Genomic DNA, 14077 nt, shown 5'->3' with positions numbered 1-14077 from the left:
TCACCACTCCGCTTGCGCGTTGGCGGCGGTGGAGTCGTCGCGGGTGCCGATGGTCAGCTCCAACCCCAGCGCCGCGCACCAGGCCAAGAGTTGTTCGACACTCAACGCGTGAGCGTTCAGTTCCAGATGGGAAACCCGCGACTGGCTCAGGCCGAGACGGCCGGCCAGTGCAGCCTGGGTCAGTCCCTGGGCCTTGCGTGCGGCCTGCAGCGTCGCGCCTAGTTGCGTCGCGGTGACCAGAACGTGGCGTGTCGACATTGGGGTGGTACCCGTCATCCAGCTAAACGCAAAGTACCTACAAAACAAATAAATTTCAAATAGCTGATATTCGGTTAATTGCTGAAGAGCGCACGATCCTCCCGCGCAGACGCCGGGTGCCGAATGATCGAGCACATGCTTCACGACAGAGATGCGGTGCAGTGGGCGCGGAGGCGGGCTGAGCTGGCGAACGCGCCAAGCGCGTTGGCATAACGCGCCTGCCAATGGTGGAATTTGCTGGGAACCGATAGGCGATGTCCTCGGCCTACTGCATCGGCCGCGATGCCTGGCGGCTCGGCCTCGTTGGCACAATCACCGCGCTTTCTGCGGTGATTATGGCGGCCAATCGCCGCAGGAGGTCCGCATTGCCCACCGGGACGGTCGACGCCCCACGTATGGAGGCAACCTCCGTTTAAGGGGCCGACGTGTAGCGACGACGCGACCGGTACCGCGCCGTCTCCACCGTCAAGCGCTTCCGCTCAAGCCCACCGTTTTCCCGGCAAAGCCACCTCAGAACCAAGCGGCTGTTGCGCCTTATCAATAATTAGGCCGTGACCTGGGCATCTTTGGCGACAGGTCCCCGAAATGAGAAAAAGATCGCAAAGTCTAGCTGAGACCCACGTCTAATGTCTTGCCAATCACCAAGCACCTGCTTCTTATGTAAATAAATATCAGAACCAAGACTAGCGCATCGCACAAATGCAAAAGATGGACGCAACGTCCCAACAATTCCGATAAACCTCTTTATTTGGCCATTATCTTTAATTGGCTCAGAGGCAACATCAATGGACTGAGGTGAAACTTTGGCTCGCTCCAAAGAACGGAATATCGACTCCGCTTTAGAACGATCGCCATATAAGAAGTTATGTCGAGCATAGAGGAACTGAGCCTGATACCTAGTGTCCCCTTCCGAGAAACTCCGCCGTAAATGGCCAATTATTTCCTCCGCCCTTCCTTCCTCGTCCTTTGACCTAAGCGTTTCAGCCAACGCAAAATGGACGTCCTTGTTGGGGCCGGCGGCACGAAGCGTCTCATTCAGGACACGTTCGGCGTCTACGCTTCTGCCTTCCGATGCATATCGCTCAGCCAACCTTATTGCAAGAAAGGTCGTGTGCTTATCTGACTTGTGAGCACTCTCAAGGATCGCAGTAGCCTTAGGATGCTCGTTCATTGTCGTCGCCAATCGTGACTCGACGGTTGACATAAATGCATCGCGAGGGAATGACTGCCGGCATCGCAATAAAACCGACTGAATGTCTCTTAATATAGAGGCAACGATTTTAGCGGAACTCTCTGATGCGTCATCCAAACGCTCCTCCAGTTCATCAATGAGCAGGTCGGCCTTAAGTACAAATGGATGAGGATCACGCTTATCCGACATCAATCGATCCAAAAGCACTCCCGCCTCTTGCCTCCGCTTATCTCTCTCTAACGGACTCCTGCTCTCTTTTGCCTGTCGCCGCAAGATCGCAGCTTTTACGTGAACAGTGGATTTTGTAGGCCTTGAGTTACGAGAAGTTTCAATTGCCTGGTCAATCAAATGGCGAGCACGCTTTATGTCACCATTTTTGTGCAGCAACTCAAATTGAGCAATATGCTGATCTACAACTTCGTCAGAAACACCGGCATCTCGTGCAGCACGAAAAACTGCATAGGCAAGAGCCTTATCTGAAAAATCGCGAGCAAGCTGCCTCGCCTTAATTAGTTTAGTTACCGCCTCGTTATCTGTATTATATCCCGTATTTAATGATTGAATAATCCTAACAAGCTGGGCGCTGCGAGCATCTTCACCTGGAACCGCCGCATCGAATACTATATCGGCAATACTCGGATGCCTAGCTTTGTATACGTAATCGCCCAGTGAATTCCAGTATTGTGTGTGAACAACATGCTCCAGAGGCTGGAAAAGCCGTCTATGAAAATCTTCCATCCTAATGCCACTCACTCTCGATATAGTTCCAGCACGGACCGGCACACCAACCCGATGCACAGTACAAATATCGAGATAGAGCCTTTGTGCTTCGGCAGGGACTATTTGAGTGTATTCATCAGTAACAATTTCCGCGAATGATTTTCCAGACGTTGCTTCGTGCAAAGCAACAAGCAACTGGTTATTTAGTTTTGATTTTAGATAACTAATTGCCTCCTCTAGGGCGAAGCTGGCCATATATCCCAAGCAACCGCTCTTCTTGAGTTTCAGTACAAGTTCACCGACTTCGGCCTCAACCAAATCAAGCACCTCATAAGTGCCGGTAACAAAAGGTGCCAGATCGGCCCCCTCAACGTTCCATTGATTAGTTCTCTCAGAGCAAACAACCTTGACAGGAACCCGATGCTTCTTCGCCTGCTGAATTAAGTCTGCGAGTTCTTCAGCATGATCTAAAGCAGAATCTACCACCAGGTAAAAAGGTTCATTTATTAACTGATAAATTTCATGGAAATAAACAAAATTGACACGAGCACCTTCGCCAACGTAAAACGTCGGCTTACCGTAGTTGACTGCCGCCTCCCATGCAAATCGTTTTAGCGCTATAGTTTTTCCGCTTCCTGCATATCCCAACAATGTAAATATCTCAGGACCGTCACTCTGACTATCATTAATTACCAGATCAATTAACAATTCTTCAGTAGTTCCCCGCGTAACATCAAGATTTCCTAGAATCCAACCGAACCCCTCGCTTGAACCACGATAGAAATCGGCTGGCGAAACTGTGTTCAACTGCATTCCTTGATGAACGTGAATTATTTCATTTTCCAAGTAAGCAAACAAATCCGGGGAAGGAGAGCCTTTCCCCGCGATGAACTTGGAAAGGGATCCACGCTCCCCTTTCTGGAGAACCGCCAAAGTAAGCTTGGCGTCTGGTATCTCGGTTCGAAGATATGAAAACAACTGATCAAAAGTCGCGGGAATAGCGTCGACTCTGCGCGAATCCCACAACGCGAGCTCTTCGGGAATAAGATCTGGATTCGCATACACAAATCTTTTATGCGAAACAGCGTTATCGAAAATGTCAAACATTATATCCCGAACATTCTCATCCGCCAAAGAATACCCGCTGAATACGATAGGATAATCGTAAGCCCAATCTTTCAAATAATTAAACAACCTCGTCCGTCTATTTCTGAACCGAGCGTACTCGGTACTGCTTAAAATTAATGGCAAGTGCGTGTCCGCTGCTCTTGTAACACACCCATGAAGTTTAAGAAGAGGTACCGAAGCTACTCCGTCCCCAATCGCTCCTTTAAAGTCATCATCATCACTAATTATAGGTACCAGCCTTTGCATTGGTGCTGATGCGAGCTCATATGCCTGCTCAACCGCGAGATCATAGTTCGTTGTTACAATTGCTTTCCACCTGTACCTTGGAATTTCCAAATGTGAGGTAGTAGCACGCAGCGCCTGGTAGTGGTCTTTGACGAATCTCTGCATGTCCAACATTCCAGCTGCAGAAGTGGCTAGATCACCAACAGCGGCCAGACTTTTTGTTTTCCCTCGCCCTCCAAGGAAGGTGTCACACAATGCATCTCTTAGTCCAGATGCGGTGAGTGCCTTTACACCACCTGAGGTACGACACTCAAAGGATGCACCCGAGCCCAAAAAAAGTATCGCCTCTCCTTTAGCAATGAGATCGACAGTGAACGGCGGAATCTTCCATGAATTGACCATGCGCCCCCCTTTAAGCATTGTTTATTTAGCGACGTTATACCCGCTTCCACCTTGGCGTTACAAGTCAACGATTGAAACTTAACTAGGTCCTCAAGAAGCTGAATAGAGCGCATGAGTAGACCTTGGGTCAAGATCGTGAGGCTAGGCAAGGGAGTTGAAACTGGAAAATGCGGGGGCGTCAGACTTACTTCAAACGTCCGCTTATTCTCAAAGCACACAACATGCAATCTTCTTTGCACGCTCTTGGTGGGCCCACCAGGATTCGAACCTGGAACCAAAGGATTATGAGTCCTCTGCTCTAACCGTTGAGCTATAGGCCCGGAAGCGTCCGGAGCGGGCAAGCCATGCGTCGGCCGCCGGCTTGGCGCCTCTGGCTTGCATACAGAGGAAGGCGCCGAGGCGGGCGTGAGTGTACCGGTCGGGGTGGTGGGCTGTCTGCCCGGGGCGGTAGACGGGGCCGAGAATTGCTCTCGGCCTGCGGGCTCATCGAACTGAGCGCCAGGAACTGCACCTGATCGGGTACGCATCCTTGGCATCTCGGGTGCTTGCGGCTGGGGGCTGACAGTCAATCGGCAAAGCGTCGGGACTGAAGTCCCTCCCACAACAGCCGGCTTCTTCCGGCCAGCCGGCTCTTTCCGCGCTCTAGCCACGGCCCCTTCGCTTTCTCGCCCTACTCGCCCTACTCCTCCACGCCAAGCACCAGCACAGCCAGCGGCGGGATGGTCAGCACCAGCGACGCCGGATGCCCATGCGCGCCGACGTTCTCGGCGCGCACGCTGCCGCCGTTGCCGGTGTTGCTGCCGCCGTAGATCTCGCTGTCGGAGTTGAGCAGTTCGCGCCAGCGGCCACCGCGGGGCACGCCGATGCGGTAGCCGTAGTGCACCTGCGGGGTGAGGTTGGCCACCACCAGCAGCGGGGTGTCGCCGCTGCGGGCCTTGCGCAGGTAGGCGAACAGGCTGTTGCCGGCGTCGTCGCCGATGACCCAGGCGAAGCCTTCGGGTTCGTCGTCGCGCGCGTGCAGTGCGGGGTGTTCGGCGTAGAGGCGGTTGAGGTCGCGGACCAGGCGCTGGATGCCGCGGTGGTTGGGTTGGTCGAGCAGGTGCCAGGGCAGCGCGGCGTCGTGGTTCCACTCGGTGGGCTGGGCGATCTCGCAGCCCATGAACAGCAGTTTGCGCCCGGGGTGGGTGTACATGTAGCCGAGGTAGGCGCGCAGGTTGGCGAAGCGCTGCCAGTCGTCGCCGGGCATGCGTCCGAGCAGGGAGCGCTTGCCGTGCACCACTTCGTCGTGGGAGATGGGGAGCATGAAGCGTTCGGAATACGCATAGACCATGCTGAAGGTCAGCTCGCCGTGGTGGTAGCGGCGGTAGATCGGGTCGAGTTGGATGTAGTGCAGGCTGTCGTGCATCCAGCCCATGTTCCACTTGTAGTCGAAGCCCAGGCCGCCGTGGGCGAGGTCGGCGGTGACGCCGGGCCAGGCGGTGGATTCTTCGGCGATGGTCATGGCGCCGGGCGCCTGGTCGGCCACCACCTGGTTGAGCCGGCGCAGGAAGGCGATGCTCTCGTAGTTCTCGCGGCCGCCGTGGATGTTGGGCACCCACTCGCCGGCGTTGCGGCTGTAGTCGCGGTAGAGCATGGAGGCGACGGCGTCCACCCGCAGGCCGTCGACGTGGTAGCGCTGCAGGAACTCCAACGCGCTGGCGATCAGGAAGCCGGAGACTTCGCGACGGCCGTGGTTGTAGATGAGGGTGTTCCAGTCGCGGTGGAAACCTTCGCGCGGGTCGGCGTGTTCGTACAGGGCGGTGCCGTCGAAGTGGGCCAGGCCGTGCGCGTCGGTGGGGAAATGCGCCGGCACCCAGTCGACGATGACGCCGATGTCCTCGCGGTGGCAGCGATCGACGAAGCGGGCGAAGCCTTCCGGGCTGCCGAAGCGCGCGGTAGGCGCGAACAGGCCCAGCGGCTGGTAGCCCCAGGAGCCGCCGAACGGATGCTCGGTGACCGGCAGCAGTTCGATGTGGGTGAAGCCCATGTCGGCCACGTAGGGAATCAGCCGCTCGGCCAACGCGTCCCAGTCGAGCAGGCTGCCGTCGGCGGCGTGCATCCACGAGCCGGCATGCACTTCGTACACGCTGATCGGCGCCTGCGGGGCGTGGCGGCGCGCGCGGGTGGCCATCCAGGCGTCGTCGCGCCACTGGAACGGCGTGGGGTCGGCGACGATGGAGGCGGTGCCAGGCGCCAGTTCCGCCTGGCGCGCGACCGGGTCGGCCTTGGCCGGCAACTCTTCGCCGCGCGGGCCGCGCAGGGCGAACTTGTAGCGCGCGCCGGGGCCGACGCCGGGCACGAACAGTTCCCACACGCCCGCCTGGTGACGCAGGCGCATCGGGTGGCGGCGCGCGTCCCAGCTGTTGAAGTCGCCCACCACCGCCACGCGCGAGGCGTTGGGCGCCCACACCGCGAAGCGGGTGCCGCGCTCGCCGTCGACCTCGACCACGTTGGCGCCCAGCGCATCGGCCAGGTGCAGGTGATGGCCTTCGGCGATCAGGTGCAGGTCGAAGTCGCTCAGTTGCGGGCCGAAGGCGTAGGCGTCGGCGGTGTCCTGCTCGCCGCCCGGCCAGCGGATGCGCAGGCGGTAGCGACCCTCGTTCGGCAGTTCGGCATGGAAGAAGCCTTCCGGCCCCTGCTGCAATGGAATCTCGCTCCCGTCCTCCAGTACTGCCAGCACCGCATCGGCGCCCGGCTGGTAGCTGCGCAGCACCCGCGCGTTGCCGAGGCGATGCACGCCCAGCACGGCGAACGGGTCACCATGGCGCGCGGTGGCGAAGGCGCGTTGCGTCGCGTCGTCCCAGACGTGGACGGCATCACTCATCGAATCGACTCCTGGGGCGCGGGAAAGCGGTCGAGTATGCGCAACAGTCCCTGTATGGGCACCATGATCCATGCCGGGCGGTTGGCGGCCTCGTAGCGAATTTCGTAGCAGGCCTTCTCGATCAGGAACAGCAAGGTGGTGGCCTCGAACGCGGCCGGCGCCACCCACGGATGCGGGCTCGCATCGAGCACCGCACGGTAGGCCGACAGGAACGCGGCGCTGGCGCGGCTGCGGAACGCGGCCAGGTACGCCTCCTGCGCGGTGTCCAAACCCGCGCCCACACGCGCCGCGGTGCCTTCTTCGCCGCGCGCGGAGACTTCGCTGGCGTAGTCCAGCGAGCGCAGGAAACCGGCCACGTCGTGCAGCGGGCTGGCCTTGGCGCGGCGTTCGTCCAGCGACTTGGCCGGCTCGCCTTCGAAGTCGATCAGCACCACGTCGTCGAACGCGACCAGGATCTGGCCGAGGTGGAAATCGCCATGCACGCGGGTCAGCAGCGCACCGGACAACAGCGACGGCGCCTGCTGCAGCCAGGCATCCAGGCGCGCACGCTCGGCCAGCAGGCTGTCGACCGCGGCATGTTCGGCCGGATCGTCGTTGGCGTCGCGATGCGCCAGCAGCGTGTCCCACATGGCCTGCACCTCGTGCACCACGCCGTCCACCACCTGCTGCGCCGCGGCCGCGTCCACCGGCTGCGGCGCGAAGGCGGGCGCGTCGGTGGGCTGCGCCAGCACCGCGTGCAGCTCTGCCAGGCGCCGGCCGACCAGCGCGGCGAAGGCGTCGTAGCCGGCCACGCTTTCCAGCCGCGCCGCATCGTCCTGAGCGGCGTCGTATTCCTCGGCGCCGCGTGCGAGGTGATCCAGGGTCCAGCGCCAGGCGTCGCCCTGGTTGCGCACGAAGCCCTGCAGCAGCGCCAGCGTGGTCTCGCTGCCGTCGGCCTCGACGCGGGCGACATGGCCCAGCAGCGGCGCGGCGTTGGCATAGCCCAACGCGGTGAGGCGCTCGCCGATCTCGATCTCCGGATTGATGCCGGCCGACACGCGCCGCAGCAACTTGAACACCGCCGCGTCGCCGACGATCAGCGAGCTGTTGCTCTGCTCCGCCGACAGCCAGCGGATCTCCGGATCGGCGGGGATGTCCACGCGCTGCAGCGCCGGCGTCGGGCAGAAGCGGATGCGCTCCGCCGTCGCTTCGGCGCCAGCCTCGCCATCCACGCGCAGCTCCGCCTTGTCGCGCAGCGCGGCCAGCATGCTCAGGGTGAAGGGCTTCAGTGCGAAGGCATCGGTCAGGTAGCCGACCTCGCGGCCGTGGCGCACGCGCGCCAGCGCCAGTTGCTCGGCCAGCACGCTCGGCTGCTCGCGCTCCCAGACGATACCCAGCGGCAGGATGTAGCGCTCGTGCGCGCCGTCGTCCAGCTCCGCCTCGATCTCCAGCAGGGTCAGGCCGTCGCCGCCGGACAGCGGCGTGCGCCGCGCGATGTGCACGCTACGCAGCGCGCGGTCCTTGGCCGCGAACCAGCGCCGCGTGGACAGCCATGTCGGCAGGATGTCGCGCTCCAGCGTCGGCAGGTGCGCCTGCAGGCCGGCACTGTCCACAGTGCTGCGCAGCACCAGCGTCTGGTAATCCGGCAGCGGCACCGGCGCCGGCACGTGCCAGTCCGGCAGGGTGGCGTTGCCGACCAGTTGGAAGGCGTAGAACCCGAACGCCGGCACGGTGAGCAGGTAGGTCAGGCGCCCGATCGGCGGGAAGCTGCCACCGCCGAGGATGTCCACCGGCACCCGGCCCTCGAACTCGGACAGATCCAGTTCCACCGCCTGCAGCGTGTGCGAGAGGTTGGCCACGCACAGCACGGTCTCGTCCTCGTGGCAGCGCAGGTAGGCGAGCAGGCGGCGGTTGCCCGGGTACAAAAAGCGCAGCGCGCCGCGGCCGAAGGCGCGGTAGCGCTTGCGCACCGACAGCACGCGGCGGGTCCAGGTCAGCAGCGAATACTGGTCGCGCTGCTGCGCTTCCACGTTGACCGCCTGGAAGCCGTACAGCGGGTCCATGATCGGCGGCAGCACCAGCGCCGCGGGATCGGCGCGCGAGAAGCCGCCGTTGCGGTCGATCGACCATTGCATCGGCGTGCGCACGCCGTCGCGGTCGCCGAGATGGATGTTGTCGCCCATACCGATCTCGTCGCCGTAGTACAGCACCGGCGTGCCGGGCATGGTCAGCAGCAGCGAGGTCATCAGTTCGATGCGGCGGCGATCGCGCTCCAGCAGCGGCGCCAGGCGCCGGCGGATGCCGAGATTGATGCGCGCGCGGCGATCGGCGGCATAGGTCTGCCACAGGTAGTCGCGCTCGGAGTCGGTGACCATCTCCAGGGTCAGCTCGTCGTGGTTGCGCAGGAAGATCGCCCACTGGCAGCTCTCCGGGATCTCCGGGGTCTGGCGCATGATGTCGGTGATCGGGAAGCGGTCCTCGCGCGCGATCGCCATGTACATGCGCGGCATCAGCGGGAAGTGGAACGCCATGTGGCATTCGTCGGCGTTCTCGCCGAAGTACTGCTGGGTGTCTTCGGGCCACATGTTGGCCTCGGCCAGCAGCATGCGGTCGGGGTATTCGGCATCGAGCGTGGCGCGGATGCGGCGCAGGATGGCGTGGGTCTCGGGCAGGTTCTCGTTGGAGGTGCCTTCGCGCTCGATCAGGTACGGCACCGCGTCCAGGCGCAGGCCGTCCACGCCCAGGTCCAGCCAGAAGCGCATCACTTCCAGCACCGCCTCCAGCACCGCCGGGTTGTCGAAGTTCAGGTCCGGCTGGTGCGAATAGAAGCGGTGCCAGAAGTACTGGCCGGCTTCCGGGTCCCAGGTCCAGTTGGACTTCTCGGTGTCGCAGAAGATGATGCGGGTGCCGGCGTAGTTCTGGTCGCTGTCCGACCACACGTAGAACGCGCGCTCCGGCGAGCCGGCCGGGGCCATGCGCGCACGCTGGAACCAGGGATGCTGGTCGGAGGTGTGGTTGATCACCAGTTCGGTGACGATGCGGATGCCGCGCGCGTGCGCCTGCTCCACGAAGCGCTGGAAGTCGGCGATGCTGCCGTAGTCCGGATGCACCGCCATGTACTCGGCGATGTCGTAGCCGTCGTCGCGGCGTGGGCTCGGGTAGAACGGCAGCAGCCAGATCGTGTCCACGCCCAGGTCGGCGATGTAGTCGAGCTTGGAGATCAGGCCGGGGAAGTCGCCGATGCCGTCGTCGTTGGAGTCGAAGAACGACTTGACGTGCACCTGGTAGATGATCGCGTCCTTGTACCAGCGCGCATCGCCGGCCGGTGCGCGCGGCTCGAGTTGGGGGGACGACGGCGCGGCAGCATTCATGCAGGGGCTCCGGCGCGGATGCGCCACAGGGAGAACGGCCGCGACGGATCGAGGCGGATGTGTTGGGTCTTGCCGTACCAGGTGAAGTCGTGGCCGTCCCACAGGTCGCGCACGGCGACACTGGCGTGGTCGGGCAGGCCCAGCTCCCACAGTGGCACTTCGATCTCCGCGTTCTGCGGCGCATACGGGTCCAGGCTCACCGCCACCAGCACCAGGCTGCGCCCGCGTGCCAGGTGCGCGGCGTCGAGGAACTTGCCGAAGTACAGCACCTGTTCGTTGTGCGCCACGTAGAAGCGCGTGCCCAGGTGCGACTGCAACTCCGGATGCTGGCGGCGCAGCAGGTTGAGGCGGGTGATCTCCTCCACGATGTCGCCCGGGGCGCGCTCCGGCCACACGCGCAACTGATACTTCTCCGAGTCCAGGTACTCCTCCTTGCCTGGCAGCGGCGTGGCCTCGCACAGCTCGAAGCCCTGGTACATGCCCCACAGCCCGGACAGCGTGGTCGCCAGCGCGGCGCGGATCAGGTGCCCGCTGCGGCCGCTGTGCTGCAGGAACAGCGGATTGATGTCCGGCGTGTTGACGAAGAAGTGCGGGCGGAAGCACTCGCTGGGCGCGCCGCTGTTGAGTTCCTCGATGTAGGCCTGCAGCTCGGCCTTGTGCTGGCGCCAGGTGAAGTAGGTGTAGGACTGCGAGAAACCGACCTTGGCCAGCCGGTACATCGGCTTGGGCCGGGTGAAGGCCTCGGACAAGAACACCACCTGCGGATGGCGCCCGCGCACCTCGGCGATCAGCCATTCCCAGAACGGGAACGGCTTGGTGTGCGGGTTGTCGACGCGGAACAGGGTGACGCCCTCATTGACCCAGAACAGCACCGCATCGCGCAGCGCGTTCCACAGCGCCGGCACCGCGCCACTGGCGTAGAAGTCGACGTTGACGATGTCCTGGTACTTCTTCGGCGGATTCTCCGCGTACGGGATGGAACCGTCGGCGCGCCAGGTGAACCAGTCGGGGTGGTCGCGCAGCCACGGATGGTCCGGCGCGCACTGGATGGCGAAGTCCAGGGCCAGCTCCAGGCCGTGCTCGGCCGCGGCCGCGCGCAGGCGGCGAAAACCGTCGAGCCCGCCCAGCTCGGGATGCACCTCGGTATGCCCGCCCTCGGCCGAGCCGATCGCATACGGGCTGCCGGGCTCGCCCGGCTCGGCGGTCACGGCGTTGTTGCGGCCCTTGCGGTTCTTCTCGCCGATGGGATGGATCGGCGGCATGTACAGCACGTCGAAGCCCATCGCCTGGATGTGCGGCAGCCGCGCGATCACGTCGTCGAAGGTGCCGTGGCGCTGCGGATCGCCGCTCTGCGAGCGCGGGAACAGTTCGTACCAGCTGGCGAAGTGCGCGGCGCGGCGTTCGGCCTCGACCCGGAACGTCATCGGGTATTCGGTGCGGAACGGTTTGGCATCGGCACGCGCCATCGCCTCGGCGGTGTCGGGCTCGAGCAGCAGTTGCGCCTTTTCGGCCAGGTCGTCGGTGCGGGCGATGCGGGTAACGATGGCCTTCAGCCGCGTGGCCAGCGCGCCACGGCTGCGCCCGCGCGCCGCTTCGACCTGGGCCAGCGCCTCCTGCACGTCCACCGGCAACAGGGTGCCGGCGGCGCGCTTCTTTTCCAGGTCGGCATGGGTGGTGGCGTAGACGTCGCGCCAGGCCTCGATGCGGAACTCGTAGCGGCCCAGGCGTTGCAGCGGGAACTCGCCGCGCCAGCGATCGTTGCCGAGCGCGCGCATCGGCGCGCTCGACCACGTGCGCGCATCGGCGGCGCGCCACAACAGCGCCACGGCAATGCGGTCGTGGCCGTCGCAGAACGCATCGGCTTCCACGCACACACGGTCGCCGACCGTGCGCTTGACCGGGAAGCGCCCGTCGTCGACCGACGGCGTCACCGCTTCGATGCACACCCGCGCCTCACCCGCGGCGACCTCGGCGGGGGTACGCGCCCGTGCCGCGGTCAGCACCGGGCGCGCCGGCAGGCTGCGGTAGATGCGCACCTCGCCCGCCTCCAGGGTGCCGCCCTGCTCGCCCTGGATCGGCTCGCCGTGGTCGCTGAGCAGGCCCTCGCTGTCGCCGAGCAGGCGCAGCAGCGCCGGGCCGGGCACCGGCAGCAGGTGGTCGCGGTCGCTGTTGAGCAGCACCAGCCACGGCGCGGCGTCCAGCGGTTCCACCGCGACCGCGGTCAGCGCGCCGTCGCGCAGCAGCGGGCGCAGGCGCAGCGATGCGGTGGCGTCGGGCAGCGATGCGGCCGACGTGGACGCGTCGCCCTCGGCCGTGCCGTGCTGCGCAGGTGCGGACTGCGCGTGTTCGGTCGGTGTGTCCTGCGCGGCGATCGCCCAAGCCCCGCCGAAGGCGGCCGCCAGGCGCTGCCGCTGCGCGCGCGGCAAGGGCAATGGCGTCTCCGTCGGCGTCCCGGCATCGACCGTGGCGACCACGCAACGCGCCAGCGCGCGCAGGGCGCTGTCCTCGTCGAAGAACCAGTCGCCGCGGCCGTCCCACCAGGCCAGCGAGGAGAACGCGGCATCGAAACCGGCGCCGCCCAGGCCGCGCAAGGCGTCCAGGCCCAAGCCGGGCGTCCATGCCAGCAGCCGCGCGTGCGGCGCCTGCGCATGGACCTCGCCGATCAGCGTGCGCCACAACGGCGCCGGGATGCGCTCGGGCTGCAGCACGCGGAAGCCGGCCACGCCACTGCGCAGCCAGTCGACCAGGCGCGCGCTCCACCATTGCGCCAGGCCCGCGCCTTCTTCCGCCGAAGCGAAGCGGCCCACCGCAATGTCCGGCGCGGCGCGTTCGGCGCGCGGGTCCGGCAGCGCCGAGCTGCGCGCGCGGAACCAATGCGGATGCTCCTGCAGCAGGCGGCTACCGCCGCCGATTTCGTCGATACGCAGATCCAGCACCACCCGCAGGCCGTGCCGTTCGGCATGCTGGAGCCACTTGCGCAACTGCGCCTGACCTGCGGCGTCGTCGGCCGCCGGATCGTGCAGGCGTCCGTCCGCGTCCTGCGCGAACGGACTGGGCAAGACGATGTGATCGCAGCCCTGTGCCTGCGCCGCCGCCATGGCCGCGTCGAGCGCGGCCGCATCGTGAAGAGGAAAGGGGGACAGCAGGCAGACATGCATTCGGAAGATCCCGTTCGACGAATGAGAAGGACACGTCGCCTCTGCGCGCCGTTGCCGGCAGCGCCGATCGCGCCGTCGCATGGCAACGGCGCCGGAACGGAATGGGCCTGCACGCGGGTGCGCTTCAAGAACGCGCAACGGTGCCGGCGCACCCGGTCCGCGCGATGCGATGCAGCCGCGCCACAAGACCACGAACGCCGCAAATGGAATGTGTGGATGACATTAAATACGCGTGCATGTGACGCGACGCGATGTGACGATGTGTGGCCAAGCACGTTGCGCGGCGGCATGCGCAATGCAGGTCATACCGAATATTCACGCGATGCTGACGCTCGCGCTTGGGTCACGCACGAGGCCACAGTGCAGCGCGGAAGCCTCGGCCGTCATCCAGGCGCAGACTCATGCCGGTGCGGCTTCGACGCATCTCTGAACCTGCTGCCACCAAACTCCACCCGGATGCCGCTGGCCCCATTGGAGTCAACTGTCATGCCGCCGCGACGCGCGAAGTGCTGTGCTTTCCGATGGCGCAATGCGTCGGGACTGAAGTCCCTCCCACAGTGCACCCGGCAGGCTCGCCGTAAGCCCCTGTGGGAGCGACTTCAGTCGCGACGAGTGAACCCTTTCAATGACCGATTGCTACAGCAGTCGGGACTGAGGTCCCTCCCACAGTGCACTCGGCAGGCTCGCCGTAAGCCCCTCTGGGGGCGGCGCCAGCCGCGACAGCGCTTGACCGAGAATGCCCTGTCGCGGCTGAAGCCCCTCCTACAGGACATCTTCCGGA

Annotated in this window: 5 protein-coding genes and 1 tRNA gene; all 6 read right to left on the bottom strand. The window is 63.8% G+C overall.

Translation table 11 applies throughout. The features are described 5' to 3' along the window. The 6 genes from M3U25_RS10120 to M3U25_RS10095 all read right to left on the bottom strand — a co-directional run bounded on the left by M3U25_RS10120 (position 1) and on the right by M3U25_RS10095 (position 13296). Positions 1–402 (bottom strand): helix-turn-helix transcriptional regulator, encoded by a 402-nt coding sequence (locus M3U25_RS10120; protein ID WP_355499159.1) that lies wholly within the window; start codon positions 400–402, stop codon positions 1–3. Between the two features lie 400 nt (positions 403–802). After that, on the bottom strand, positions 803–3925 hold the full coding sequence (locus M3U25_RS10115) for an SIR2 family protein (protein WP_355499162.1): 3123 nt from the start codon (positions 3923–3925) through the stop codon (positions 803–805). A 244-nt stretch (positions 3926–4169) separates the two neighbouring features. Next, a tRNA-Ile gene (locus tag M3U25_RS10110) sits at positions 4170–4245 on the bottom strand. 359 nt (positions 4246–4604) lie between these two features. After that, the gene (glgB, locus tag M3U25_RS10105) at positions 4605–6788 is read right to left on the bottom strand and encodes a 1,4-alpha-glucan branching protein GlgB (RefSeq protein ID WP_355499166.1); all 2184 of its coding nucleotides are present in this window, start codon (positions 6786–6788) and stop codon (positions 4605–4607) included. Beyond that, positions 6785–10138: a maltose alpha-D-glucosyltransferase gene (gene treS / locus M3U25_RS10100; RefSeq protein WP_355499169.1), complete on the bottom strand. Its 3354-nt coding sequence runs from the start codon at positions 10136–10138 to the stop codon at positions 6785–6787. Before treS ends, glgB begins: the two co-directional genes overlap by 4 nt. Then, entirely contained in the window at positions 10135–13296 is a 3162-nt protein-coding gene (locus M3U25_RS10095) for a maltotransferase domain-containing protein (RefSeq protein WP_355499172.1), read from the bottom strand. The genes treS and M3U25_RS10095 overlap by 4 nt, the downstream gene beginning before the upstream one ends. Positions 13297–14077 lie beyond the last annotated feature (781 nt).

Source organism: Xanthomonas sp. PPL134 (genome assembly GCF_040595915.1).
GTDB lineage: Bacteria > Pseudomonadota > Gammaproteobacteria > Xanthomonadales > Xanthomonadaceae > Xanthomonas_A > Xanthomonas_A indica.
This window is presented reverse-complemented; position numbering and strand designations above follow the sequence as displayed.